This window comes from Bradyrhizobium sp. ISRA442 (assembly GCF_038085055.1).
In the GTDB taxonomy this organism is placed as follows: domain Bacteria; phylum Pseudomonadota; class Alphaproteobacteria; order Rhizobiales; family Xanthobacteraceae; genus Bradyrhizobium.
This window is the reverse complement of sequence record NZ_JALGCN010000007.1, coordinates 49,047-74,528: the sequence shown is the minus strand read 5'-3', so window position 1 is coordinate 74,528 and position 25,482 is coordinate 49,047. Positions and strand designations below refer to the sequence as shown.

Annotated in this window: 26 protein-coding genes; 14 read left to right on the top strand and 12 right to left on the bottom strand. The window is 64.2% G+C overall.

All coding sequences use genetic code 11. The annotated features are described in order from the left end of the window. The first annotated feature begins 3 nt into the window (after positions 1 to 3). From MTR72_RS16860 to MTR72_RS16845, 4 genes are all read left to right on the top strand, one after another. Complete coding sequence (locus MTR72_RS16860) at positions 4 to 864, top strand: PCC domain-containing protein (protein ID WP_341510708.1); 861 nt, start codon at positions 4 to 6, stop codon at positions 862 to 864. Positions 865 to 972: 108 nt separating this feature from the next. Continuing rightward, positions 973 to 1,725 carry an AAA family ATPase gene (locus tag MTR72_RS16855; RefSeq protein ID WP_341510707.1) on the top strand — a complete coding sequence of 251 codons (753 nt, stop codon included), beginning with the start codon at positions 973 to 975 and terminating at the stop codon, positions 1,723 to 1,725. Between the two features lie 915 nt (positions 1,726 to 2,640). Further along, a complete protein-coding gene (locus MTR72_RS16850) occupies positions 2,641 to 3,207 on the top strand; it encodes an SRPBCC family protein (protein ID WP_341510706.1) in 567 nt (188 codons plus the stop codon). Between the two features lie 2 nt (positions 3,208 to 3,209). After that, entirely contained in the window at positions 3,210 to 4,163 is a 954-nt protein-coding gene (locus MTR72_RS16845) for a YVTN family beta-propeller repeat protein (RefSeq protein WP_341510705.1), read from the top strand. Between the two features lie 93 nt (positions 4,164 to 4,256). Here MTR72_RS16845 and MTR72_RS16840 read toward each other — a convergent pair whose 3' ends face one another. Beyond that, entirely contained in the window at positions 4,257 to 4,889 is a 633-nt protein-coding gene (locus MTR72_RS16840; protein ID WP_341510804.1) for an HAD family hydrolase, read from the bottom strand. Positions 4,890 to 4,987: 98 nt separating this feature from the next. On the opposite strand from MTR72_RS16840, the gene MTR72_RS16835 reads away from it, so the two are divergent. Both MTR72_RS16835 and MTR72_RS40470 read left to right on the top strand, forming a co-directional pair. Further along, on the top strand, positions 4,988 to 5,215 hold the full coding sequence (locus MTR72_RS16835) for a DUF433 domain-containing protein (protein ID WP_280963762.1): 228 nt from the start codon (positions 4,988 to 4,990) through the stop codon (positions 5,213 to 5,215). 1 nt (position 5,216) lies between these two features. Continuing rightward, complete coding sequence (locus MTR72_RS40470) at positions 5,217 to 5,459, top strand: DUF5615 family PIN-like protein (RefSeq protein WP_445819603.1); 243 nt, start codon at positions 5,217 to 5,219, stop codon at positions 5,457 to 5,459. A gap of 79 nt (positions 5,460 to 5,538) precedes the next feature. Here MTR72_RS40470 and MTR72_RS16830 read toward each other — a convergent pair whose 3' ends face one another. The 4 genes from MTR72_RS16830 to MTR72_RS16815 form a co-directional block, all read right to left on the bottom strand. Beyond that, complete coding sequence (locus tag MTR72_RS16830) at positions 5,539 to 5,772, bottom strand: hypothetical protein (RefSeq protein ID WP_341510704.1); 234 nt, start codon at positions 5,770 to 5,772, stop codon at positions 5,539 to 5,541. Positions 5,773 to 5,823: 51 nt separating this feature from the next. Then, a complete protein-coding gene (gene uvrA, locus MTR72_RS16825) occupies positions 5,824 to 8,799 on the bottom strand; it encodes an excinuclease ABC subunit UvrA (protein ID WP_341510703.1) in 2,976 nt (991 codons plus the stop codon). A gap of 355 nt (positions 8,800 to 9,154) precedes the next feature. Beyond that, positions 9,155 to 9,850, bottom strand: a complete 696-nt coding sequence (locus MTR72_RS16820) for an outer membrane protein (protein ID WP_341510702.1) — start codon at positions 9,848 to 9,850, stop codon at positions 9,155 to 9,157. A 234-nt stretch (positions 9,851 to 10,084) separates the two neighbouring features. Then, a complete protein-coding gene (locus tag MTR72_RS16815; RefSeq protein ID WP_341510701.1) occupies positions 10,085 to 10,864 on the bottom strand; it encodes an outer membrane protein in 780 nt (259 codons plus the stop codon). A gap of 456 nt (positions 10,865 to 11,320) precedes the next feature. Here MTR72_RS16815 and MTR72_RS16810 point away from each other — a divergent pair, with 456 nt between their 5' ends. The 3 genes from MTR72_RS16810 (at position 11,321) to gyrA (ending at position 15,338) form a co-directional block, all read left to right on the top strand. Beyond that, positions 11,321 to 11,812 carry a single-stranded DNA-binding protein gene (locus tag MTR72_RS16810; protein WP_280963768.1) on the top strand — a complete coding sequence of 164 codons (492 nt, stop codon included), beginning with the start codon at positions 11,321 to 11,323 and terminating at the stop codon, positions 11,810 to 11,812. A 213-nt stretch (positions 11,813 to 12,025) separates the two neighbouring features. After that, a complete protein-coding gene (locus MTR72_RS16805; protein WP_341510700.1) occupies positions 12,026 to 12,424 on the top strand; it encodes a DUF2306 domain-containing protein in 399 nt (132 codons plus the stop codon). A 169-nt stretch (positions 12,425 to 12,593) separates the two neighbouring features. Next, positions 12,594 to 15,338, top strand: a complete 2,745-nt coding sequence (gene gyrA / locus MTR72_RS16800) for a DNA gyrase subunit A (RefSeq protein WP_341510699.1) — start codon at positions 12,594 to 12,596, stop codon at positions 15,336 to 15,338. Here gyrA and MTR72_RS16795 read toward each other — a convergent pair. The 7 genes from MTR72_RS16795 to MTR72_RS16765 all read right to left on the bottom strand — a co-directional run bounded on the left by MTR72_RS16795 (position 15,335) and on the right by MTR72_RS16765 (position 22,201). Beyond that, positions 15,335 to 16,261 (bottom strand): alpha/beta hydrolase, encoded by a 927-nt coding sequence (locus tag MTR72_RS16795; protein ID WP_341510698.1) that lies wholly within the window; start codon positions 16,259 to 16,261, stop codon positions 15,335 to 15,337. The genes gyrA and MTR72_RS16795 overlap by 4 nt on opposite strands. Before the next feature lie 30 nt (positions 16,262 to 16,291). After that, on the bottom strand, positions 16,292 to 17,026 hold the full coding sequence (locus tag MTR72_RS16790) for an ABC transporter ATP-binding protein (protein ID WP_341510697.1): 735 nt from the start codon (positions 17,024 to 17,026) through the stop codon (positions 16,292 to 16,294). Continuing rightward, a complete protein-coding gene (locus tag MTR72_RS16785; RefSeq protein WP_341510696.1) occupies positions 17,023 to 18,156 on the bottom strand; it encodes an ABC transporter permease in 1,134 nt (377 codons plus the stop codon). The genes MTR72_RS16790 and MTR72_RS16785 overlap by 4 nt, the downstream gene beginning before the upstream one ends. Before the next feature lie 10 nt (positions 18,157 to 18,166). Next, entirely contained in the window at positions 18,167 to 19,390 is a 1,224-nt protein-coding gene (locus MTR72_RS16780) for an acyltransferase family protein (RefSeq protein WP_341510695.1), read from the bottom strand. Positions 19,391 to 19,631: 241 nt separating this feature from the next. After that, positions 19,632 to 21,485, bottom strand: a complete 1,854-nt coding sequence (locus tag MTR72_RS16775) for a potassium transporter Kup (protein WP_341510803.1) — start codon at positions 21,483 to 21,485, stop codon at positions 19,632 to 19,634. A 191-nt stretch (positions 21,486 to 21,676) separates the two neighbouring features. Next, the gene (locus tag MTR72_RS16770; protein WP_341510694.1) at positions 21,677 to 21,934 is read right to left on the bottom strand and encodes a hypothetical protein; all 258 of its coding nucleotides are present in this window, start codon (positions 21,932 to 21,934) and stop codon (positions 21,677 to 21,679) included. Between the two features lie 45 nt (positions 21,935 to 21,979). Further along, positions 21,980 to 22,201, bottom strand: a complete 222-nt coding sequence (locus MTR72_RS16765; protein ID WP_341510693.1) for a hypothetical protein — start codon at positions 22,199 to 22,201, stop codon at positions 21,980 to 21,982. Here MTR72_RS16765 and coaD point away from each other — a divergent pair. The 5 genes from coaD (at position 22,191) to queA (ending at position 25,400) form a co-directional block, all read left to right on the top strand. Further along, complete coding sequence (gene coaD / locus MTR72_RS16760; protein WP_341510692.1) at positions 22,191 to 22,688, top strand: pantetheine-phosphate adenylyltransferase; 498 nt, start codon at positions 22,191 to 22,193, stop codon at positions 22,686 to 22,688. The genes MTR72_RS16765 and coaD overlap by 11 nt on opposite strands. Positions 22,689 to 22,723: 35 nt before the next feature. Continuing rightward, positions 22,724 to 23,287 carry a peptidylprolyl isomerase gene (locus MTR72_RS16755; RefSeq protein WP_280963777.1) on the top strand — a complete coding sequence of 188 codons (564 nt, stop codon included), beginning with the start codon at positions 22,724 to 22,726 and terminating at the stop codon, positions 23,285 to 23,287. An 8-nt stretch (positions 23,288 to 23,295) separates the two neighbouring features. Beyond that, positions 23,296 to 23,709: a hypothetical protein gene (locus MTR72_RS16750; protein WP_341510691.1), complete on the top strand. Its 414-nt coding sequence runs from the start codon at positions 23,296 to 23,298 to the stop codon at positions 23,707 to 23,709. Continuing rightward, positions 23,706 to 24,170 carry a peptidylprolyl isomerase gene (locus tag MTR72_RS16745; RefSeq protein ID WP_280963779.1) on the top strand — a complete coding sequence of 155 codons (465 nt, stop codon included), beginning with the start codon at positions 23,706 to 23,708 and terminating at the stop codon, positions 24,168 to 24,170. The genes MTR72_RS16750 and MTR72_RS16745 overlap by 4 nt, the downstream gene beginning before the upstream one ends. 156 nt (positions 24,171 to 24,326) lie before the next feature. Next, the gene (gene queA / locus MTR72_RS16740) at positions 24,327 to 25,400 is read left to right on the top strand and encodes a tRNA preQ1(34) S-adenosylmethionine ribosyltransferase-isomerase QueA (RefSeq protein ID WP_341510690.1); all 1,074 of its coding nucleotides are present in this window, start codon (positions 24,327 to 24,329) and stop codon (positions 25,398 to 25,400) included. The last annotated feature ends 82 nt before the right edge of the window (positions 25,401 to 25,482 follow it).

Below are 25,482 nucleotides of genomic sequence, written 5' to 3'. Positions count from 1 at the left end.
GTCATGCGCAGCATCAAGCAGCCGGGCGCGCCGGTCGCCGAGCGCATCCAATGGGTGGAGGCGAGGGGGCGCGCTTTCTCGTTCAGGCTTCAAGCGGGTGTGCCGCTGCTGGAAGCCGCGCGGCGTGGCTTTGCGGCGGAAGGCTTTGCCGGGGGCGTGCTGAACTTCCGGCGCGGCGCGCTCGGACCGTTCGCCTATGTCATGCCGGCGCTGTCCAAGACCGGTCAGAATGCCGCGTTCTACAGCGAGACGTTCCGCCCCAACGGTGTAACGCATACAAAGCTCGGCAGCATGACGCTCGGCACGCGCGACGGTGCACCATTCTTTCATTGCCACGGACTCTGGAACGAGGCCGATGGCCGCGCCAGCGGCGGCCACATGCTGCCGGAGGAGACGATCGTTGCCGAGCCGTTCGAGGTCGAAGCCTTCGGTCTCGATGGTGCGATGTTCAAGGCGGAGTCCGATCCCGAGACCAACTTCAAGCTGTTCGGACCGGTGGCCGCCGCGAGCAGTGGTGCGCGCACGACCAGCCGCGCCTTCGCGCTGCGGGTGCGACCGAACCAGGATTTTGCGGGCTGCCTCGAAGGCTTCTGCCGTGAGCGCGACATCGCGCGGGCGAAGATCCATGGCGGCGTCGGCTCGACCATCGGCGCGCGATTCACCCATGGCGGCGTGACCGAGCCATTTGCCACCGAGCTGGCGGTGACGGCCGGGACGATCGCACCGGGCCAGCCCGGCGTGCTCGAAGCCGTGCTCGACGTCGCCTTGGTCGACTACACCGGCGGTCTCGCCGAGGGCCGCCTGATCCGCGGCGACAATCCGGTGCTTATGACCATGGAGCTGGTGCTGGAGGCGCTGGCCTAGGGTGCCACCGGGGCTTGTGGCCGGGTCATGATGCCACTTCCCAAGCGGAATTGTTCCTGTTATGTTCCAATTGGGCGTGCGATATGGCACGTGTAGGGAGGAGCGGAGATGCGAGGCCGAAATCGCGACATCAGGTTGCCCGCGCCCTATCTCCGGCGCGTCTGGCTCGACCGCGCTCTGGTGCCGGACTGGGAGGCCTATCCGTACTGTCTTCCCCTCTTCAGCGAAGAATTCGACCTGAACTTCGACACCGCGATCACGATCATCGTTGGGGAGAACGGCACCGGCAAATCGACGATTCTGGAGGGTATCGCCGCGCTCGCGGGCTATGACGACGCCGGCGGGGGCAAGGGGTATAGACCGGTCGATCATTCCAATGCGCGCGAGATCATGGGTGGAGAGCTGTCCGTCGCGCTGCGTGCCGGCTGGGTACCGAAGATCACCAACGGCTGGTTCTTTCGCGCCGAGACGTTCTTTTCCGTCGCCAGATATCTCGATGAAGTCTCGGACATGCCGCCCGATTTCCTGTCCTATTCCCACGGCGAAGGTTTCTTGCGGTTCTTCGAGGAGCGCTGTCAGCGGCAAGGCATCTTCATCTTCGACGAGCCGGAGTCGGCCCTGTCGCCAGCGCGGCAGATGGAATTTTTGAAGCTGCTGCACCGCATGGATTCCTCCCGCAATTGCCAGGTGATCATGGCCACTCATTCGCCGATGCTGATGGCCTATCCCAACGCGAAGCTGTTGCGGCTCAGCAAATACGGCCTTGAGCCGGTGACGGTGGAAGAGACTGATCATTACCGGGTGATGCGGGAGTTTTGCGCGGACCCGCGCGGCTTCGTGGAGGCGACGCTGGCGGAGTGAACCTCGTTCTCTCCGTCGTCATTGCGACGAGCTCTTGCGACGAAGCAATCCAGACTCTCTCCATGGGAGCACTCTGGATTGCTTCGCTTCCAGCTTCGCTCTGCGAGTTTCGGCGGACCAGTCGCCCGCAATGACGGAGTGTGCGTAGAGTGCTTGGCTTCAATTCCCATTTCTGTCCCGTTCTGTGAACACACCTTCCCGTTCTCGCGGCATGACCTGCCCGAGCTTTGCGGCAGTTGCCGCCCTCAAAAGTGCCGAGGGCGCAGGGAAGGCCGGGTGCCGGCTGGCACCCGCGGTCCGCTGTGCGCAAATGCGCTGGAAACAGATGCACAGCGGCACACAGGGCAGCCAGGACATCCCGGCCTTCCCTGCGCAGTGGCTTTACGGCTTATGTCGCGCTCTCCCCGGGGAGCGATGCACTATTGCCCCCGTCGCCTTGCGGATGACTGATGTTGCGGACCCGGTCGGGCCGCCACATCACCGCAAGATTTGGCGCACAGACTCCGGGCGCCAGGACCACGCGATTTTGCCGTACGCGAGCTGCACCGGTCGTGTGCGCGCGGTAGTCGCTCACGGAGTGACCCGCCCTGCAACTCCCTTCGCGCCGATGCCGCCGCGTCCACCGCATCCCAACCCACGTGTCGTGACGATCGCGATACGCCCCTCGGACCGGGCCAGGATGGGCAAAATATGCGACAATTCCGAATTCGCGTAAAGCGAATTATTTGAGGGCGACGATGGATGCCGGGCTTGACCGGGCACTGGGGTGTTTTGCCCGTCGGGCAACCCAAGGGATGGTGGCCCACAGTGGTCCCGCCACGGCGGCGCCACGAACTTGTCTCCCCACGGTCCAAATATGCGTTACGATGTTCCCAGCGCGCGTCAGTCGCGCAAGATCAAACGTGAGGACACGACATGAGGGTGACGATCGGAAGGGCGATCGCCGGGGTGGCGGCGCTGGCGGTGGCGGGGATGGCATTGACGGCGGTTTTTGAGCCGGTTTGGGCCCACGGGCCGACCCGGCAGAAGGTGCGGGAATCCATCGAGATCAACGCACCGCCGGCCAAGGTCTGGGCGGTGATCGGCAATTTCCAGGACATGAGCTGGCTCGCGCCGGTCACCAAGACCGAGGGCGAGAAGGGCAATGAGATCGGCGCGACGCGGCGGCTGACGCTGACCGGCGGCGCCACCGTCGACGAGGAGCTCTACAAATTCGACGCCGGCGCGATGACCTATTCCTACCGGATCACCACCGTCGACGTGAAGGTGCTGCCGGTCACCAACTATTCCTCGACGCTGACGGTGTCGCCGAGCGCCGACGGCAAGGGCTCGACGCTGGAATGGGCCGGCGCGTTCTACCGCGGCTTTCCCAACAACGATCCGCCGCCGGAGCTGAATGACGAGAACTCGGTCAAGGCGGTGAGGGCGCTCTATCAAACCGGCCTCGCGGCGCTCAAGAAGAAGATCGAGAGCGGAAGCTGACCGTGCGCGTCCTGGTTCTGGCGGCGCTCGCCGCCAGCATCGGCCTGGTCTCGGCCGAGAAAGCCTCGGCCGAGGAGGCGTTCGTCACCAATCAGCTAAGCGAAAATCTAACGGTCGTGGACCTCGCAACCGCGCGGCCTGTCGCGACCATCGCGATTGGCGGCAAGCCCGCGGGTGTCGCCGTGACCCCGGACGGACGCTTCGCCTATGTGACGAGCCCCGAAGCCAAGGCGCTTACGGTGGTCGATGCCGCCGCCCGGCGGATCATCGGCAAGATCAATGTCGGCGGCGGTCCGCTCGGTGTCGCGGTGGCGCCGGATGGTGCTGCAGTCTATGTTGCCGACTGGTACGCCGCGGCGGTGCGGGTGGTCGATCCGAAAGAGCAGCGCCTGGTCGCTGAAATCGCGGTCGGCGCCTCGCCGTCGGGCCTCGCGGTGACATCAGACGGGCGGCTCCTGCTCTCGGCAGATCGCGATGCCGACAGCGTGTCCATTGTCGATACCGCAACGCGGCAGCGCAAGGCGATCGTCAAGGTCGGCACACATCCGTTCGGCGTCACGATCGACGCGGACGGCAAGCGCGCCTATACCGCCAACGTCGAATCGAACGACGTGTCGGTGATCGATATCGCCGGGGCGCGCGAGGTCGGCCGGATCGCCGTGGGCATGCGCCCCTATGCCGTGGCGCTGGCACAAGGCCGCGGCTTCGTCACCGACCAATATGGCGGCACCGTCAGCGTGTTCGATCTTGCGACACTGAAGCCGGTCACGCGCATCACGGTCGGCGATTATCCGGAAGGGATCGCGGCGACCGCGGACGGCAAGCGGATCATCGTGGCCAACTGGGAGAGCAACTCACTCAGCATCATCGACGCGGTCGAGCTGAAGGTGATTGGCGAGGTCAAGGTCGGCGACGGCCCGCGCGCGTTCGGGGCGTTTCTCAGGCGGACGCAGTAGGAGGCGGATGTCCCGTAGCCCGCATGAGCGAAGCGACATGCGGGGGCCGCTTTCATCCATGGACGGCCCCGGATATCGCTACGCTCATCCGGGCTACGGCACCGGACCCAACGCGCGCGCAATCTCATCCATCCGCTCGAACGTGTGGTCCGGTTTCTGCGCCCGCAACGCCGCCGGCGCCGCGTAGCCCCAGCACACGGCGCCGCAGGCAATGCCGACAGCCCGCGCCGCTTCGATGTCGCGGACCTCGTCTCCGATGGAGATCACACGGCTTCGCTCCGCGCCGGCGCGGCGGATGACACGGCGGAATTTCGCGGGCTTGCCGAACAGCGATGCGGCGCAGTCGAAATGCGAGAACAGGGCCGCGGCATCGCCGAGCTTTTCGCGCGCATTGGCTTCGCTGTCAGAGGTCACCAGCGCGAGCTGCACGCCGCTCTGCGACAGCGCCTCCAGCATCGCCTCGACGCCCGCAAACAGCGAAATCTCCGCCGCCGCCTCCGCCTTCAACCGCCGCGCATGCCGCGCGATCGCCGGCAGCTTCCACAGCGGCACCTCGAGGCGCGTGAGGATCTCGCGCGTCGACGCATGCCGCAGCCCCTCGACCTCCTCATCTGCGACGCGCCGAAAGCCGAAGCGATCGGCAACATCGTTGATGGTGCGCAGGAACCACGGAAAGCTGTCGGCCAGCGTGCCGTCGAGATCGAAGATGGCGAGGGAGTAGGGCATTGCGGGAGAGGTGCCGGGCGGATCGAGCAACATGCTCGCTGGCGACGCACTGACAGATGCTATCTGAGATGCTATATTGACCTCCACAGAGGTGACAGATGTCGGAGCTACTGGCAAGGATTACGGTCGACCCGGAACGCATGCATGGACGCCCCTGTATTCGCGATCTGCGCATCACAGTTGCCGACGTTCTGGGATTGCTGTCCGCCGGGCAGTCGCGCGAGAGCATTCTCGAGGATTATCCGTATCTGGAGGAGGCCGACATTGACGCGGTGCTCGCCTATGCTGCCCGTCAAGTCGATCACCCGATCATAGCGGCCAAATAGCTTGCTTTACCTGATCGACGCTCAGCTTCCACCCGCACTCGCGGATGCCATGCGTCGAGCAGGATTCGAGGCGGCTCATGTCGTCGAGTTCGGGATGGCAACCGCGACCGACGGAGCGATTTGGAACGAAGCCATTTCTCGATCAGCCATTCTCGTGACCAAGGATCGCGATTTCTCGCTGCAAAGAGGCAGGGGCCGATCGTGCTGTGGGTCCGCGTCGGCAATATCGACAATCGCGCGCTAGTCCGTCAGTTTCTGAGTGCCATGCCGCAAATTGTCGAAGCCGTTGCGCGGGGCGAGGCAGTCATTGAATTCGTTGGCAGCTAGCGGCGGCCGTTACGAGCGTGGGCGTCGCTGACATTCGCCAGCTTTAAGCACCGCCATTGCGGCAATGGGCTGCTGCTCTCGCGGCCGAACTGCCTGGCCAGCACCGCTTCCTCGCCGCGTTTCCTGGTGCCTGTGATATACGCGCAGCGATAGCGGCCCTCATAGACGCAAAGCACCTGCTGCTCGGCGAGAATGGCGTCACAAAGGAGCAGGTAGTTTGCGCTGAGCATCGCCGGCACTCCATCAGAGGTGCGATCCCTCAATACCATCAGAGCCGGGAACTACTCCGCCGCCTCGCTTGTGCTCCGCCGCTTCGGCTTCCGCGCCTTCTTCAGCACCGGCTCCAGGAATTGGCCCGTATAGCTCCGCGGCGCCTTGACGATGTCTTCGGGCGGGCCCCAGGCGACGATTTCGCCGCCGCCGTCGCCGCCCTCGGGGCCGAGATCGATGACCCAGTCGGCGGTCTTGATCACCTCGAGATTGTGCTCGATGACGACGACCGTGTTGCCCTGGGCAACCAACTCGTGCAGCACTTCCAGGAGTTTCTTGACGTCGTGGAAGTGCAGGCCGGTGGTCGGCTCGTCCAGGATGTAGAGCGTGCGGCCGGTGGCGCGCTTCGACAGTTCTTTTGCCAGTTTGACGCGCTGCGCTTCGCCGCCGGATAGCGTGGTCGCCTGCTGGCCGACGTGGATGTAGTCCAGGCCGACGCGGTGCAGCGTGTTGAAAGTTTCGCGGACGCGCGGGACGGCCTTGAAGAAATCGGCGGCTTCCTCGACGGTCATGTCGAGGACGTCAGCGATGCTCTTGCCCTTGAATAGGACCTCCAGCGTCTCGCGGTTGTAGCGCTTGCCCTTGCAGACGTCGCAGGTGACGTAGACGTCGGGCAGGAAGTGCATCTCGATCTTGATGACGCCGTCGCCCTGGCACGCCTCGCAGCGGCCGCCCTTGACGTTGAAGGAGAAGCGGCCGGGCTCGTAGCCGCGCGCCTTCGCCTCGGGGAGCCCGGCGAACCACTCGCGGATCGGCGTGAAGGCGCCGGTATACGTTGCGGGGTTCGAGCGCGGGGTGCGGCCGATCGGCGACTGGTCGATGTCGATGATCTTGTCGATGTGCTCGAGGCCCTCGATGCGGTCGTGCGGAGCGGCGCCTTCGCTCGCGCCGTTCAGCTTGCGGGCGATGGCGCGGTAGAGCGTGTCGATCAGCAGCGTCGACTTGCCGCCGCCGGAGACGCCGGTGACGCAGGTGAACAGGCCGAGCGGGATCTCGGCCGTGATATTCTTCAGGTTATTGCCGCGGGCGTTCACCACCTTGATGGTGCGGCGATGGTTCGGCGGGCGCCGCTCCGGCACCTCGACCTCGAGCTCGCCGGTGAGATATTTGCCGGTCAGCGATTTCGGGTTGCGCATGATCTCGGCGGGCGTGCCTTCGGCAACGATGTTGCCGCCATGCATGCCGGCGCCGGGGCCGATGTCGAGCACGTAGTCGGCCAAGCGAATGGCATCCTCATCATGCTCGACCACGACCACGGTGTTGCCGAGGTCGCGCAGCCGCTTGAGCGTATCGAGCAGGCGGGCATTGTCGCGCTGGTGCAGGCCGATCGAGGGCTCGTCCAGCACGTAGAGCACCCCGGTCAGCCCCGAGCCGATCTGCGAGGCGAGGCGAATGCGCTGGCTCTCGCCGCCGGACAGCGTGCCGGAGGAGCGGGAGAGGGTGAGATAGTTGAGGCCGACGTCGAGCAGGAAGGTGAGGCGCTCGCGGATCTCCTTGAGGATGCGGCTCGCGATCTCCTTCTGCTGCGCGTTCAGCGCCTCCGGCACGCCCTCGAACCACTCGCCGGCGCGCTTCACCGACAGCTCGGAGATCTCGCCGATATGCTTGCCCCCGACCTTGACGCACAGCGCCTCGGGCTTGAGCCGAAAGCCTTTGCAGGCCTCGCAGGGGACGTCGTGGAAATACTTCGCCAGCTCCTCGCGCGCCCACTCGCTCTCGGTCTCGCGATAGCGGCGGTTGATGTTGGTGATGACGCCCTCGAACGGCTTCTTGGTGTCGTAGGAGCGCACGCCGTCCTCGTAGGAGAACTTGATCTCGTCGTCGCCGGAGCCGTAGAGGATCGCGTCTCTCGTCTTCTTCGGCAGGTCCTTCCACTTGGTGTCGAGCGCGAACTTGTAGTGCTTGCCGAGCGCGGTCAGCGTCTGCACATAGTAGGGCGACGACGACTTGGCCCAGGGCGCTATCGCGCCTTTGCGAAGAGTGAGCTCCTTGTCGGGGATGACGAGATCCTCGTCGACATGCTGCTCGATGCCGAGGCCGCCGCAGGCCGGGCAGGCGCCATAGGGATTGTTGAACGAGAACAGCCGCGGCTCGACCTCCGGAATGGTGAAGCCGGAGACCGGGCAGGCGAACTTTTCCGAGAACAGGATTCGCTCGGGGCCGCTCTTGTCGTGGATCTTTGCGGTCTTCTTCTTCTCTTCCGCAGGCGCGGCGGCCGGCGTGTCGGCGAACTCGACGACGGCGAGGCCCTCGGCGAGCTTCAGCGCGGTCTCAAAGCTCTCGGCGAGACGCTGGCCGATATCGGCGCGCACCACGATGCGGTCGACCACGACGTCGATGTCGTGCGGGAATTTCTTGTCGAGGTTAGGGGCCTCCGCGAGCTCGTAGAAGGTGCCGTCGATCTTGACGCGCTGGAAGCCCTTCTTGAGCCATTCGGCGAGCTCCTTCTTGTACTCACCCTTGCGGCCGCGCACGACCGGCGCGAGCAGATAGAGGCGCGTGCCCTCGGGCAGCGCCAGCACGCGGTCGACCATCTGCGAGACGGTCTGGCTCTCGATCGGCAGGCCCGTGGCCGGCGAATAGGGCACGCCGACGCGCGCCCAGAGCAGGCGCATGTAGTCGTAGATCTCGGTGACGGTGCCGACGGTGGAGCGCGGGTTCTTCGAGGTCGTCTTCTGCTCGATCGAGATCGCGGGCGACAGGCCATCGATCTGGTCGACGTCCGGCTTCTGCATCATCTCCAGGAACTGGCGCGCATAGGCCGACAGCGACTCGACGTAACGGCGCTGGCCTTCGGCATAGATCGTGTCGAAGGCGAGCGAGGATTTGCCGGAGCCGGACAGGCCCGTGAACACCACGAGCTTGTCGCGCGGGATCTCGACGTCGATGTTCTTGAGGTTGTGCTCGCGTGCGCCACGGATCGTAATTGCGCGCAGGCTCGAGCCCGCGTTCTGCTGTTGGCGCTTCGCCTTGATCACTTCATCCATCCTGGTGGTCCCCAAGAACCGAAAACAAGAACCCAAACCCAACGGGAAAATCCCAAAGGCGCGCGGCCGCGCCAGCGTTCAGGCGCGCGCTTTGCCGGGAACCGGGATCGGCGCCGATGGGTATGTCAGCGAACGTAGGAAGAACGAGGGCGGATTTCCAGTGCGAGTTGCGAATCGTCAACGGATTGTTGGTGCGCTGGCGGCACGTGGCAGTAGCAACGCTCGGTAGCGGCTGTCGGCGCTTCGTTCGCAGTCGAATACGGATCGCGTGATCGGCGCCTGAGCAGGAGCGCGCAAGAACAAAAAGGCCGGCGCAAGGCCGGCCTTTCGTAACGCGATGGCGTTGGGGCGAAGCTTAGTACTTCGCGACCACCGGGGCGCCGAAGTGATAGTTCACGCCGACCTGCACGGTGTGGAAGTTGAGCGTGCCCGAGGGCAGGGCGCCGGAGAAATAGGTCTCGCCGGCGAGGCTGCGATAGAGATACTCGCCCTTGACCGACCACTGCGGCGCGAAGAACGCTTCGACGCCGGCGCCGACGGTCCAGCCGGAGTGCCACTTGCTGTCCGACGCGGTGATGCCGAGTGCGGAGAGGCTGATCTTGTTGTCGATCCAGGCATAGCCGCCGGTGCCGTAGAACAGGACCTGGTTGACCGCCCAGCCGATGCGGCCGCGCACGGTGCCCATCGCATCGGTCTTCGAGCTCGCCGTTGCGGTCGCAACACCGAAGCCGGGGACGACGGTGGCGCCGGTCACCGAAGCGCTGACGTCAGCCCAGGCGCCGTCGGCTTCGAGGCCGAACACGACGTTGCCGGCCTGCCAGTTGTAGCCGGCCGTGCCGCCGACAAAGCCGCCCTTCATTTTCGGGTCGGTCGAGGAATTTTCCCACGCGCCGCCACCGACGACACCGAGGTAGAAGCCGGTCCAGTTGTAGACCGCGGCCGGAGCGATCGGAGCCTTGGTGTAGTGGCGGGCTGCGAGATCGGCAGCCGTGGCGGGAGCAAATGCGCCCAGTGCGAACAAACAGGCCGAAGCCAACAAAACCTTCTTCATCTTCAATTCAGTCCCAGTCCCGGTTTCTGTTTTTGCCTTCCGTGCGAAAGGAAGGACATCGGACGCTCTCGTCCAACTGCAGCCGGCTTACACCAGCGAAGCTGGAAGTTGTGTACCCCAAAAGTCACAACAGGTCAGAAAACGGGCTGCATTGCTGACCTATTGTTCAGCAGCGCGCAGCAAAAAGGCCGGCGCGAGGCCGGCCTTGAAGCGCCGATCGATATCCGGGTGATATCAGTACTTTGCGATCACCGGGCCGCCCCAGCGATAGTTCACGCGGACGAGACCCATATCGACATTCTGGCTGATGCGATCGGTCTGGAAGAACAGGCCGCCGGGCGTGGTGAAGTCCCTGGTCTGATTGCCAAGGAAGATGTGGTCGTATTCGACACCGACCGACCAGTTCGGCGCGAATCCGAACTCGAGGCCAGCGCCGACCGTGCCGCCCCAGCGCGTGTCGCGGGCCGAAGCAAGCAGGGTGCCCGCAAAGGGCGTGCCAGAGGCAGCGAAGATATCGAACTTGTCGCCGACCACCGCGGCGCCGCCCTTCACGTAGAACAGGACGTTGTTCCAGGCATAGCCAATCTGGCCAGTGATCAGGCCGAAGGAGTCGATTCGCGACCGATTGCGGTCGCCCGTGACGAGCGCGCTGCCGGGGAAGATGAGGCTGACATTGTCGCCCGAGAAGTCAGCCCAGTTGCCCTGGCCCTCGATGCCGAACACCCAGTTGGTCGACTGCCAGCGATAGCCGATCTGTCCACCGACCGTGCCGCCGGTCGCGTTGTGGCATCCTTCACCGAACAGCGTACCGCCAACGCCCACGAAGTCCCAGCACTTGTGGCTGGTGCCGCCACCGCCGTTGATGCCGATGTAGAAGCCGCTCCAGTCGTAGACCGCGGCCACCGCAGGCGGCGGAGCCTTGGTGTACGGACGCGCGGCGAGGTCCGCCGCGCTCGCTGGAGCTGACAGGCTCAGTGCCACAGCTCCGATTGCACCCACCCAAATCTTATTCATTGCAGTCTCCCCAGTTTCGCCCGCTTCTCGAAATCCCCGAAGCGGTCAATTAGGCGCGACGCCCATATGAACTAATTCCGAGACAACCCTAGCTTAATGTCGCACCCGAGTCCGTCTCCGAAATGCAACAGCCGCTGACGAACGACAGAGCCGGTAAGTTAATGAATGTTAAGTGGTTTCCACTGTCCGCGGGAACCCAAAAAAGTTCCATCTCGGTTTGCCACTTTCTCGACGCATCCGTGTCATTCAGCCGTCACAGCCTTCCGTTGGTTCCGCCAAGAACAAATCTGGAACAAGGCGGCCGCCGATGCTATATGTGGGGATAAGTTGAGGGGTGGCGGGCTGATCGGCGGCTGCAAGCGCCTTGCGAGCGTATAGGGTCCCCCCAACGGGCGAATGGCGCGGCAACGTGCGGCCTTTTTCGAAATTCAGTGACGTTTGGAGTGGAGAGCGGCGATGGCGGGAAGCATCAACAAGGTCATTCTGGTCGGAAATCTCGGCAAGGATCCGGAAATCCGCCGCACCCAGGACGGGCGACCGATCGCAAATCTGTCGATCGCGACCTCGGAAACCTGGCGGGACAAGGCGACCGGCGAGCGCAAGGAAAAGACCGAGTGGCACCGCGTGGTGATCTTCAACGAGGGTCTCGCCAAGGTCGCCGAACAGTACCTGAAGAAGGGCTCGAAGGTTTACGTCGAGGGCGCGCTCCAGACCCGCAAATGGACCGATCAGAGCGGGGTGGAGAAATACTCCACCGAAGTCGTGCTCCAGGGCTTCAACTCGAACCTCACGATGCTTGACGGCCGTGGCGGCGGAGGAGGCGGCAACTTCGGCGAGGAGCCGGGCGGCGACTTCGGCTCCAGCGGTCCGGTCAGCAGCGCTCCGCGCCGTCCTGTGGCCGCTGGCGGCGGTCGCAACAGCGACATGGATGACGACATCCCGTTCTGAGGCCGCGAGGGCGCAGGGTACCTCGCATCTTGGATCCCGCTAACTCGCGTAAAGCGGCAAAATTCCTTACCAATCGTCTGATAGGGCTTGGCATTTCCGGGCCTTGCTTCAGATTGCGCCTGAGCTTTTGACCGGGGCGCGATGTGAATGGTATTAACTTGATGTTAATTCTATTCACATTGCCGTTTCCGCCGCTCTGGAGGTCGCCCGCCCATGAGCCTCGCGCCACTGCTTGAGGCCGCGCCGGCCATTCCGCTGCATGCCTTCGCGGCCATGGCCGCGTTCGGGCTTGGCCTCGTTCAGTTCGCGGCGCCCAAGGGCACGCTGCCGCATCGGACGATCGGCTGGATCTGGGTCGTCCTGATGGCCGTCGTGGCCGCGTCGTCATTCTGGATCCACCAGATCCGGCTGGTTGGCCCGTTCAGCCCGATCCATCTCCTGTCGATCTTCACGCTGGTGGTGCTGCCACTGGCGGTGTGGCGCGCCCATACTCATCGCGTCGCCGATCATCGCCGGATGATGATCTTCATCTTTACCGGCGCGCTGGTGGTGGCGGGCCTGTTCACGCTGGTGCCCGGACGCATCATGCACCGTGTGATTTTCGGCGCTTGAGGAGTGGTTTCCGGCGGCACGTTCCGGCGGTTCCGGGGGCAGTGCTATAGAGCGTGTAAGTCGTTGGAAAAATAAGCGGAAAAAGCGCTTCCTGGGGACCTTGCGAGGGTGGTTATCACGCGCTCGATGCGCTATATGATTCCCAGACAAAACCTCACCGGATTTCCCCTTGGCTGACGACGACAACAAGCCCGGCGACCAGCCGGCGCAACCCTCGGACATTCGCCCCGTTTCCATCTACGAGGAGATGAAGAAGTCCTATCTCGATTACGCGATGAGCGTGATCGTGGCGCGTGCGCTGCCCGATGCGCGCGACGGGTTGAAGCCGGTGCATCGCCGCATCCTGTTCGCGATGAACAATCGCGGCGATACTCCGGACAAGAAGCATAAGAAGTCCGCCGGTGCCGTCGGCGAGGTCATGGGTAAATACCACCCGCATGGCGACCAGGCGATCTACGACGCGCTGGTACGCATGGCGCAGGACTTCTCGATGCGCGCGCCGCTGATCGACGGGCAGGGCAATTTCGGCTCCGTCGACGGCGATCCGCCGGCGGCCATGCGTTACACCGAGTCCCGCCTGACCAAGATCGCGCTGAAGCTGCTCGAGGACATCGACGACGATACCGTCGATTTCCAGGACAACTATGACGGCTCCGAGAAAGAGCCGGTGGTGCTGCCGGCCAGGTTCCCGAACCTGCTGGTCAACGGTGCCGGCGGCATCGCGGTCGGCATGGCCACCAACATCCCACCGCACAATCTGGGCGAGGTGATCGACGCTTGCGTGGCGCTGATCGACAATCCGTCGCTTACCATCGACGAGCTCAACAACATCATCCCGGGTCCGGATTTCCCGACCGGCGGCATCATTCTCGGACGCCAGGGCATCCGCAGCGCATATCATCTTGGCCGCGGCTCCATCGTGATGCGCGGCAAGGTCGAGTTCGAGACGATCCGCAAGGAGCGCGAGGCGATCGTCATCACCGAGATTCCGTATCAGGTGAACAAGGCGACAATGGTGGAGCGCATCGCCGAGCTCTACAAGGAAAAGAAGATCGAGGGCATTTCCGACCTGCGCGACGAGTCCGACCGCGACGGCTACCGCGTCGTCGTCGAGCTCAAGCGCGATGCCATGCCCGACGTGGTGCTGAACCAGCTCTATAAGTTCACGCCGCTGCAGACCTCTTTCGGCGTCAACGCCGTCGCGCTCGACTCCGGCCGTCCGCAGACAATGAACCTGAAGGACATGCTGACGATCTTCGTCGGCTTCCGCGAGCAGGTCGTGACGCGCCGGACCAAATACAAGCTGCGCAAGGCGCGCGAAAGGGCGCACGAGCAGGTCGGCCTTGCGATTGCGGTCGCCAATATCGACGAGATCATCCGTGTGATCCGGACCTCGCCCACGCCGGCTGCCGCGCGCGAGACGCTGATGACGCGCGACTGGCCCGCGCGGGACGTCGAGGACATCATCACGCTGATCGACGATCCCCGTCACCGCATCAACGCGGACGGTACGATCCGCTTGTCGATGGAGCAGGCCAGGGCGATTCTGGAACTGCGTCTGGCGCGCCTCACCGCGCTCGGCCGCGACGAGATCGGCGAGGAGTTGTCCAAGCTCGCCGGTGAGATCGGCGACTACCTCGACATCCTGCGCTCGCGCGCCCGTATCCTCGACATCATCAAGGCTGAGCTTGCCGAGGTGAAGGCGGAGTTCGCCACGCCGCGCCGCACCGTGATCATGGAGCAAGAAGGCGAGGTCGAGGACGAGGACCTGATCCAGCGCGAGGACATGGTCGTGACGGTCTCACACGCCGGCTACGTCAAGCGCGTGCCGCTGTCGGCCTATCGGGCGCAGCGCCGCGGCGGCAAGGGCCGCGCCGGCATGCAGACCCGCGACGAGGATTTCGTCAGCCGCCTGTTCGTGGCCTCCACGCATACGCCCGTGCTGTTCTTCTCCTCGCGCGGCCAGGTCTACAAGGAGAAGGTCTGGCGCCTGCCGATGGCGGCTCCGAATGCGCGCGGCAAGGCGCTGATCAACATCCTGCCGCTGGAGCAGGGCGAGCGTATCACCACCATCATGCCGCTGCCGGAGGATGAATCCACCTGGGGGCAGCTCGACGTGATGTTCGCCACCACCGGCGGCAACGTCCGGCGCAACAAGCTGTCCGACTTCGTCGACGTGCGCCGCTCCGGCATCATCGCCATGAAGCTGGAGGAGGGCGAAGCGATCGTCGATGTGCAGATCTGCACCGAGCGCGACGACGTGCTGCTCACCGCCGCCGGCGGCCAGTGCATCCGTTTCCCCGTCACCGACGTGCGCGTGTTCACTGGGCGCACCTCGATGGGCGTGCGCGGCATTGCGCTCGCCGGCGGCGACAAGGTCATCTCGCTGGCGATCCTGCGCCATGTCGAGACCACGTCGGACGAGCGCTCGGCTTACCTGAAGATGCGCCGCGCGGTGGCCGGTGAAAGCGCCGCCGAGGAGACGGCGGCGGATGCCGAGGCCGAGGAGACGTCCGGCAGCTTCCAGCTTCCGCAGGAACGCTATGTCGAGATGTCGGCGCAGGAGCAGGTCGTGCTCACAGTGTCCGTCAACGGCTACGGCAAGCGGACCTCGTCCTACGAGTACCGCACCACGGGCCGCGGCGGCAAAGGCATCGTCGCGATGAGCGTCAATAACCGCAACGGCAATCTGGTGGCGTCCTTCCCGGTGGAAGAGGCCGACCAGATCATGCTGGTCACCGACAAGGGCCAGCTCATCCGCTGCCCGGTCGAAGGCATCCGCATCGCCGGGCGCTCGACGCAGGGCGTGATCGTGTTCGACACCGCCGAGGACGAGCACGTGGTCTCGGTCGAGCACATCACCGAAGAGACCGAGAACGGCAACGGCGAGAACGGGAACGGCAGCGCGGCCTAGGCCGGCCGCGAAGCCGGCAAAGTTACCTCGCATCGCAGGTTGGAGATGAATTCTCCGATCTGCGCGATGGCAGCATGGGCTTCCGGCAGCACGGGGACGAAGAGCTGGAAGACGTGCGGCATGCGCGGCCAGACCTCCAGCCGGCTCCGCGGATTACACTGTTTCAGCTTCTCGGCCATGCGGATCGCATCATCCCGCAATATCTCGTCGCTGCCGACGTGAATCAGCACCGGCGGAAGCCCGGATACGTCGCCATAGAGCGGCGATGCATAGGGGCTACACGCGTAGGCGCCTGCAAGATAGCAGCGCACGAATTCCGGAATATCATGCACATTCAACATCGGATCTGACGCGGCATTCTCGGTCAACGAGGGCGCGGTGAGCGCCAGATCAGTCCAGGGCGACATGGCAACCGCTGCCGCTGGAAGCGGCTTACGTTCGTCACGCAACCTCATGAGAAGGCACAGCGCCAATCCTCCACCGGCTGAATCACCCATTACGAACAGTTCGCCGGGAGCGCTCGTTTCGTTGGCGAGCCAGAGAAAACCCGCCACGGCATCGTCCAGCGCGGCGGGAAACGGATGTTCGGGTGCGAGGCGATATTCAAGCGCCCACACCGTCGACCTGGTCGCATTGGCAATGCGCCAGGTGAAGTGACGATAGTAGATCGGCGCGCCCGAGATGTAGGCCCCTCCATGGAGATAGAGCAGGTTGCGCCCCGGTCGCGACGCCGGCGTGGCGATCCGGTGTAGTGTGAGGCGGCCGGCCCGCACGACGCTCGTCTCGGTGCTGGCTGGCGGATGTGGCACCCATCGCTCCATGCGATGCATTTTCGCCCGCCACGTCCCGACATCGAAAGGCTGATGGTGGCGTTTCAGGAACATGCGGATGCCGAGGCGCAGCATTTCGGCGCGAAGGGTCATCATTCTCCTCTTGCTTCATCCGCACGGACCCTACGACCTGAATGCGGCCGCCTTCGGCAAATGCAGCCGCCCAGGTCCGCCGGATTCGGTGTCGACCAGCAGGCCGTCTTCGATCTCGACGATGCGATCCGCAAAGGGAATGACCCGGGGATCATGGGTGACGACGAGCACGGCGCGCTCGCGCTGATGTGCGGTGTCAGCCAGAATCCGCATGATGCTTCGCCCGTTATTGCCGTCGAGCGCAGCGGTTGGCTCGTCGGCGAGAATGACCGAGGGATTGGCGACAAAGGCTCGCGCGATCGCGACCCTCTGCTGCTCACCGCCGCTGAGTTCGCCCGGCAACGTATCGGCCTTCTGCTCCAGACCAACCATGCTGAGAGCTTCCCGGGCCCGTTCGCTGGCTTTGCGCCCACGCTCGCGACGGATGTCGAGGGCGAGTTGCACGTTCTGCGCGGCAGTCAGCGTTGGAAACAGATGATAGGACTGGAACACAAAGCCGATATGGTCGCGCCTCATTTTGGCCAGTCCCTCCTTGTCGACACCGGACGTGGGCATGCCGCAGACGGTGAGCGTGCCCGAACTTGGTGCCAGCATGCATCCGAGAATGAGAAGCAGCGTCGTCTTGCCGCTGCCGGACGGCCCCATCAGCAGTGTGAACTCGCCGCGCCGCAGCGTCATGTCGATACCGCGCAGCGCCTTCACCTCACTGGCGCCACGGCCAAGCGTTTTCTTGATTTCGGCAGCCTCAATGATGGTTTCGTTCATCGCATGAATACCGTTGCTGGATCGATGCGCACCACACGCACGATTGCGCCGATCGCCGATGCCACGCACATGACGACCGTCAGCACAAACAGAGCTGCAATCAGCCAGGGCGTGATGACGATCGGCAACGCGCTCTTGGCAGTCATCTCAACAACGACGGCGCCAATCGCAGTCGCAAGGACGAAGCCGATGACCGCATTGAGGAGCGCCTGATAGATGATGACCCCGTAGATATATCCATTCGACGAACCCATTGCGCGCAGGGTGGCGAATTCGCTGAGGTGATCCTTGGTGCTCGAATAGAGGGTTTGCGCGACGATGACGGTGCCGACGATCACTCCGAGCAATGCGCCGGCAAACAGCGCAGCGCCCGCGCCCGTCCCGAACAGCCAGAACGAGCGGCTACGGCTGCGGAATTCATCTGTCGTAAGCACCTCATGCTCACCAACCCGAGCCCGGACGGCCTTAAGGACTGTGTCGCGATTGGCGTCGGGCTTGAGGCGAACGAGGAGATTGCTGGCGCGGTCGGGAAAGGTTCCAGTGTAGGTGCGGGCGTTTTTCAGGTCCACGAAGATATAGGGTGTCGTGGTGAAGGAGCGGATGCCGTCGGTCAAGGCCACGATCTTCACGCGGCGGCCGCGGATCTCGGCCGTCGATCCGACTTCGGAGACGCCGAGGCGATCGTAGTAGGAGCGGTCGACGACCACGGCTCCATTTTGCGACAGCGCGCGGACGTCGCCCTCGACTACGTTCCATGGCCCCAGGATTCCATCACGCAAATCGGCGCCGACAACAAAGATGGGTGTTATCTCGCCGCTCTCGAGGCGCCAGTCCGAGAAGCCGATGACTAGCGGGACCACAGAGGCGACGCCATCGACGGATGCGACCTTGTCACGCAGCTTCGCATCCAGCAGCGAGGGGTCCTCAAAGCATTTCGCTCCCTTCGGCAACACCCAGAGATCGGCTGACGCATGGTCGATCATCGTCGTCACCATGCGACCGAAGCCCAGGAACAGGCCCATCTGGATCATCACCAGCACGACCGAAAAGACGATTCCAACGAGCGTCGCGAGGAAACGCAGGCGATCGTGGAAGAGATTGCGGGACGCGAGTGTCGGGACCAGTGACATGGACGTTCCGTCATCGAGGTTGATCTGAGATTGCGCTCTTGCTCGGGAGTCCGGAATGCCGGTGGACCAGCAGTCTCACGCTCGCGGTCAGCAATCCGCTTGCGGCCCAGCTTAGAGCCAGCGCCGCGACGAGGACGAACGTGGCCTTGGCGACGGCATTCAGGCTCGTGTCGAGCAGGGCATATTGCAGCCACAACACAAACGGGTAATGCGTGAGGTAGATGCCGTAGGCATTGACCGAAAGGCTGTCGACGAGCGCCGAACGGCGACGCAACAATGCCAGCGAACTCGCCACGAAAGCGATAACTCCTGTTGCGCACGCAACGGGAAAGGCGAAAGCCGCGGCGAGGCGATCTGCCGGCGGGCTGGCATTCCAGTCCGGCATCGTCAGCGAGGTCAACACGCCCCATACCGCAAAGCAGGCGAATGCTGCTGCCACCCAGGCTGGCCAGCGGCGCGCGAGCGGGCCATCGGTGCGGAGGACACTGCGATCACAGCCGTAGCCGCCGATGGCAAATCCTGCGGAAAAATAGAGAAGATAGTGTAGCGGGCGGCTTAGCTGGAAAGACAATGGGCCGAAAAATGTCCATTCCCAGGGCGTAAAGATCATGGCCAGCGGGACATAGGCCAGCGCCGACAGACTTGTCAGGCCTGCAAAAAAGAGCAGCGGACGATCGTCGCACCTGGCGACGATTAGGCTCGCGGCCCGTGGCCATGATGGCGTGAATTCATGCAGTGCAGCAGCTAGTGCGCTGAGCAGCAGAAGCTGCCACAAGAACCATTGCGGGCCCGAGGGCCACATCGGCAAGGCGCGCCAGTGCTGCCAAAACGCCGCAGGCGATGGATCGGTCGCGGTCGTCAGATACGACGCGTAGTACGCCACCGGACTGAGAAAGGCGACCGCGAGGACGAAGGGCAATCCAATTCGCCACCACCGCGACGCGAGATAGGCGGCAGCGCCCTTGCGGATGAGGCCTCGCGGGGCGAACAGGCCCGCCAAAAGGAACATCAGGGACATCAAGCTGACGTCTTGCCATGCGCAGAACAGGTCGAGCCCGAACCAGCGCTCGCGATCGATGATCGGAAACGCGATCCACCGATAGGGCGGTGAGTCGAAAGCGAACGGATGCGGCGGTTGCGAGGCGAGGTAGGGAAGGGCCGAATGGAAGGCGACCACGATCAGGATGACGACGGCGCGCAAGTTGCTGAGTGTGGCGTTGGCGCCAGAATTCATGGTGGAGCACCAGCCGAGGATTTGGTCTCGCCAGAACCAACCGAAAGGCAGCCCACCTTGTTCCAAATTCGGCGTGGAGCTTTTTTCACCAACCGATCCGCGGCTGGACGCTGTTTTGCTGAATCCCGCGCCTCCAGCGCTCGGGCGCCCGCGTGCTCGTTGGCCTGGGGTCTTGTCGCAACCGGTGTCGGCGTAGCGTCGCTGCGCGCATTGTTGTTGCCGCGTGCGAGCAACGCGTCGGCTAGATCTCGATCTCCGTTCCGAACTCCACCACCTGTCCCGTAGGCACGCCGAAGAATGCCGCCGAGCGTTCGGCATTGCGCTGGAGGAAGGAGAACAGGCCCTCGCGCCACACCCACATGCCCGGAACGTCTTCACGCGGGATGATTGTCTCGCGGCCGACGTAATAGGTGATGTCGGAGAGGTCGACGCCGGGCAGCTTGCCCTGGCGGCAGGCGAGCTTCAGGCCCTCGTAGATTGTGGGGTTCTGCATGAAGCCGTAATGCAGGACCACGCGGGTGATGCCGGGAATGATCTCGTTCACCTCGGCACGCTCCTCGTCGGCGATGTGCGGGGATTCCTCGATCAGCACGGTGACGAGCAGTACGCGTTCGTGCAGGACGCGGTTGTGCTTGACGAACTGCGTCAGCGCCAGCGGCACGCCTTTCGCCGCGGACGCCAGAAATACGGCGGTGCCGGGCAACCTCGCGCGGCACTTGTTGACCGCCGTCTCGATCAGGTCCTCTTCCGGCTGGCGCAGCTTGCCGCGTGCGGCCTCGACCAGCTTCACGCCGCCGCGCCAGGTCAACATCAGGAAGGCGACGAGTCCGGCGAGCAGCAGCGGAAACCAGCCGCCCTCGAACAGCTTGATCGAGTTGGCCGAGAAGAAGATCACGTCGATCGCGAAGAAGAAGCCGTTGACCGCGACCACGAGCCAGGGCGAATAGCCCCATTGGATCGCCACGAGCGCAGCGAGCAGCGTCGTGATCGCCATCAGGAGCGAGACCGCGATGCCATAGGCGCCGGCGAGCGCATCCGATGTGCCGAAGCTCAGGACGGCGCCCAGCGTTGCGGCGGCGAGCAGCCAATTCACCAGCGGCACGTAGATCTGACCCATCGCGTGGCTCGTGGTGTGTCGGATCTGCATGCGCGGCAAGAAGCCGAGCTGGATCGACTGCTGGGTCAGCGAGAACACGCCTGAGATGATCGCCTGCGAGGCGATCACGGTCGCGACCGCCGAGAACGCAACCAGTGGATAATGCAGTGCGTCGGGGCAGAGCTGGAAGAATGGATTCTCGAGCATGCCCGGATCCGTGATCAACAGCGCGGCCTGGCCGAAATAGTTCAGCACCAGGGCGGGCAGGCAGACGGCGAACCAGGCGAGCCGGATCGGAAAGCGGCCGAAATGCCCCATGTCGGCATACATGGCCTCACCGCCGGTCACGGCCAGGAAGGCCGAGCCGAGAATCGCAAAGGAGACGTGGAAATCCTGATGGATCAGGAATTCGAAGGCATAGAGCGGGCTGAGCGCAGCGAGCACCGCCGGCGCCTTGACGATGCCATGGATGCCGAGCGCTGCGAGCACCACGAACCAGGCGAGCATCACCGGACCGAAGATGCGGCCGATGAAGCCGGCGCCCTGCTTCTGCATCATGAACAGCCCAACCAGGATGGCGATGGTCACGGGCACCACGACCGGCGCCAACGAGGGCGCATCGACCTTGAGACCTTCGATGGCACTCAGCACCGAGATCGCCGGTGTGATCGCGCCATCGCCGTAGAGCAGCGCCGCGCCAACGAGGCCGACCACTAGAAGCTGCGCGCGCCAGGTGCCGGGCTGGGCATGACGAGCATGCAGCAGCGCCAAGAGCGCGACGATGCCGCCTTCGCCGCGGTTGTCCGCGCGCAGGATCAGCAGCGCATATTTCAGCGAGATGATCAGCAGCAGCGCCCAGAGGATGAGGGAGGCAACGCCCAGCACTGCGTCGTGAGTCACGGTACCGCCATGGGCGGCCGCCTTGGCGGCTTCCTTCAGGGCGTAGAGGGGGCTGGTGCCGATATCGCCATAGACCACCCCGAGGGCGCCCACGGTCATTGCAAGGGGCAGCGGATCAGGATGATGGCCGGAAGCGACTGCTGGCGTACTGGACAACGGCGACCCCCGGATGGGATCGCGCCCGACGGGCCATTCCGAGGGGCGCGAGTATCACGCAGTCTGCGACGAGACGTCGCAAATTTCCACGAGATTATATCGGGGGTTATATGACGCGAAGCTGACAGACCGCCCTACGGGGTGCGGTCGGCCGTCACCAGCCGGGCCTCGCGGACATTGGCCTTGCTGTCGGCGCGGCGCAGGCAGGACGCCTCGAAATTCGGCCAAGCTTGCTGCGAGCAGTCTTTGCCGGTCGTGCGGATGTCGAGCCGGTCGGCCTTGGCAAGCGGCTGCGGCACGCTGGCCTCAACCCTCGGTGCGAAGCCGGGCAGGACGGTGAGTGCTGCGGCAACACACGCGGCAATAGCGATCGCTGAAAGAGCCTTGATCATCGACGGTCCCCTGTGATGCGGCCGCTGCGCCTTGTTTGCGGCCCGTCATTCGTTGGGCGGATCAGTAACCATGGCCAGTTTCGGGACGTCTTCGCGGATGCGCAAAATGGTTTCGTTGGCGGTCCGTTTTGTTTCGTGGTCGGCCTCAGGACGAAACAAATGGGCCGGCGCCGATATGGCGGGTGATATTTTGCCGGAAACGGCCGAGGAACCTGTCCGGCTTGCCGGGCACGGCCGGGCGCGGTAGGACGGTGCCATGTCGCGCATTGCCTTCTATCCAGGTTCCTTCGACCCGATCACCAACGGCCATCTGGACGTGGTCCGGCACGCCGTTCCGCTGTGCGACCGGCTGGTTGTCGCCATCGGCGTGCACCCCGGCAAGAAGCCGCTGTTCTCGACCGAGGAGCGTCTGAAGATGCTCCACGATGTCTGCGATCCCGTGGCGGCGAAGGCCGGCTGCATTCTCGAAGCGACGACATTTGACGATCTTTCGGTGGCCGCTGCGCGCAAACATGGCGCGACGATCATGATCCGGGGCCTGCGTGACGGCACCGACCTCGACTACGAGATGCAGCTCGCCGGCATGAATGAGGCGATGGCGCCCGAGGTGCACACGGTCTTCCTGCCGGCCTCACCCGTGGTCCGCCCGATCACCGCCACACTGGTGCGCCAGATCGCCGGCATGGGCGGGGACGTTTCGGCCTTCGTACCGCCGCTGGTTGCGGCATTGCTCAAGGCAAAGTTCGCCGGCTGACGGCACGCGTTCATCTCATCTGATCCGGAGTTTTCATGATCCGTATTCTCGCAGTTCTTGCCGCGCTCGTGTTCGCGGTCCCGGCACTCGCGCAATCGCTGCCGGCAGGCCTCGACAAGGCCAATGCGATCGTCATCGACACCACCAAGGGCCGCATCGTCATCAAGCTGCGGACTGATCTTGCGCCCCAGCACGCCGAGCGCCTCAAGCAGCTCGCGCGCGAAGGCTATTACAACAACGTGCCGTTCCACCGCGTGATGGACGGCTTCATGGCGCAGACCGGCGACGGCCAGAACTTCAACGGCACCGGCGGCTCGAAATACCCGAACCTCAAGCAGGAATTCTCCAAGGTGCACTTTGCCCGCGGCATCGTCGGCATGGCGCGGCGCGGCGACAGCGTCGACAGCGCCAACTCGCAGTTCTTCATCATGTTCGCGGACGGCGGCAGCCTCGACGGCCAGTACACCGTGGTCGGCGAGGTCGTGCAGGGCATGGACGTCGTCGACAAGCTGAAGAAAGCCCCGCCCGGATCCGCGAGCGGCACCGTCACCGATCCCGACAAGATGGTGAAGGTGCAGGTCGCCTCCGACATCAAGTAGCAAGCGCAATGCCGCGCCGCGGCGAAAAGCTCCTGGTAGCTGTCGCGGCGCTCCTGCTTGGCACCTCCGGCGCGAGCACTCAGACGCCCGACCGGGTCAACACCCTCCACGACCTCTTCGCACGGCTGGGCAGTTGCTGGAGACCGCCGCCACCCTCCCGGGCCCGCGCACTCGACATCACGGTCGTCGTGAGCTTTAACCGGACCGGAGACATCCTGGGCCATCCGAAGATTACCTACGAATCCGCGGAGGCCTCCGACAATGACCGGCTCCAGTACCGGATTGCGGTGATGGAGGCATTGCAACGCTGCACGCCAATGCCATTTACCGATGCGATGGGCGGCGCCGCTGCGGGGCGTCCATTCGCGGTCCAGTTCCACGGCCGGAAGGCTTCACCCCCAACCCAAGAGAAACGAGCATGAGCGCCACCGAAAACACCCTGATCCTCGAAACCACGCAGGGCCCCGTTACCATCGAGATGCGGCCCGATCTCGCGCCGAACCATGTCGCGCGCATCAAGGAGCTGGTGCGCGAAGGCTTCTACGACGGCATCGTGTTCCATCGCGTCATCGACGGCTTCATGGCGCAGACCGGCTGCCCGCACGGCACCGGCACCGGCGGTTCGGGTCAGAAGCTGAAGGCGGAGTTCAACAAGGAGCCGCATGTGCGCGGCACCGCCTCGATGGCCCGCGCCGCCAATCCCGATTCCGCCGACAGCCAGTTCTTCATCTGCTTCGACGACGCCCGCTTCCTCGACAACCAGTACACGGTGTGGGGCAAGGTCACTGCGGGCATGGAGAACGTCGACAAGATCAAGCGCGGCGAGCCCGTGCAGAACCCCGACAAGATCGTCAAGGCGCGGATGGCCGCGGACGGGGAGTAGGCGTTTCGCCTCATGGTGAGGAGGCGCGACGCGCCGTCTACGGACGATGCTATCGCCGAGCGAACCATGAGGCCACAGACCGGGCCTTCATCCTTCGAGACGCGCGTTCCGCGCTCCTCAGGATGAGGGTCTGACTGTGTCGCGTCAGGCCCGACTATGCGCACCGATCTCTTCGACTTCGACCTGCCGCCCGAGCGCATTGCACTGCGCCCGGCGCAGCCGCGTGACTCCGCGAAGATGTTGGTCGTGGAGAACGGTGTGCTGCGCGACCAGACGGTCTCCGACTTGCCGCAGTGGCTGAAGCCCGGCGACCAGCTCGTCGTCAACGACACCAAGGTGATCGCCGCCCAGCTCAAGGGCCGCCGCATCGGACGCGAGACTGAGCCAAGGATCGAAGCGACGCTGATCAAGCGACTGGATGGTTCGCGCTGGCTGGCGCTGGTGAAGCCGGCCAAGAAGCTCGTTGCCGGCGACCGCATCCGCTTCGGCAATGAGGGCAAGGTCTGCCTGCTCGGTCATCTCGATGCCGAGGTCGAGGCCAAGGGCGCAGAGGGCGAGGTGACGCTATCGTTCTCGTTCCACGGGCCGACGCTCGACCAGGCGATATCGGATCTCGGCAGCCCGCCGCTGCCGCCCTACATCGCCTCGAAGCGCACGCCTGACGATCAGGATTTTGCCGATTACCAGACGATGTTCGCGGCCAATGAAGGCGCCGTCGCCGCGCCGACCGCAGGGCTGCACTTCACGCCGAGGCTGGAGCAGGCGCTGCGAGATCGCGGCGTCGGCATCAATCGCGTCACGCTGCATGTGGGGGCGGGGACGTTCCTGCCGGTCAAGGTGGAGGACACCGAAGGCCACAGGATGCATGCCGAGTGGGGGACCGTCTCGGCGGAGACGGCGGAGAAGCTGAACACCGCGCGGAAGAGCGGCGGCCGCATCGTCGCGGTCGGCACGACGTCATTGCGACTGCTCGAAAGCGCCGCCGACGAGAACGGCACGATCCAGCCGTTCGCGGCCGACACGTCGATCTTCATCACCCCCGGCTATCGCTTCCGTGCCGTCGACATTTTGCTGACCAATTTCCACCTGCCGCGCTCGACGCTGTTCATGCTGGTGTCGGCCTTCGCGGGCCTCGACACTATGAAGCAGGCCTATGCGCACGCGATCGCGGAGGGTTACCGGTTCTATTCGTACGGGGATGCGTGTTTGCTGTTTCGGGCGAGGGGCTAGCGTCGGCGCACTTACAGGGTGGATTAGCCGAAGGCGTAACCCACCACTTTTGTCGCCGCACGAGAAGAGGTGGGTTACGCTG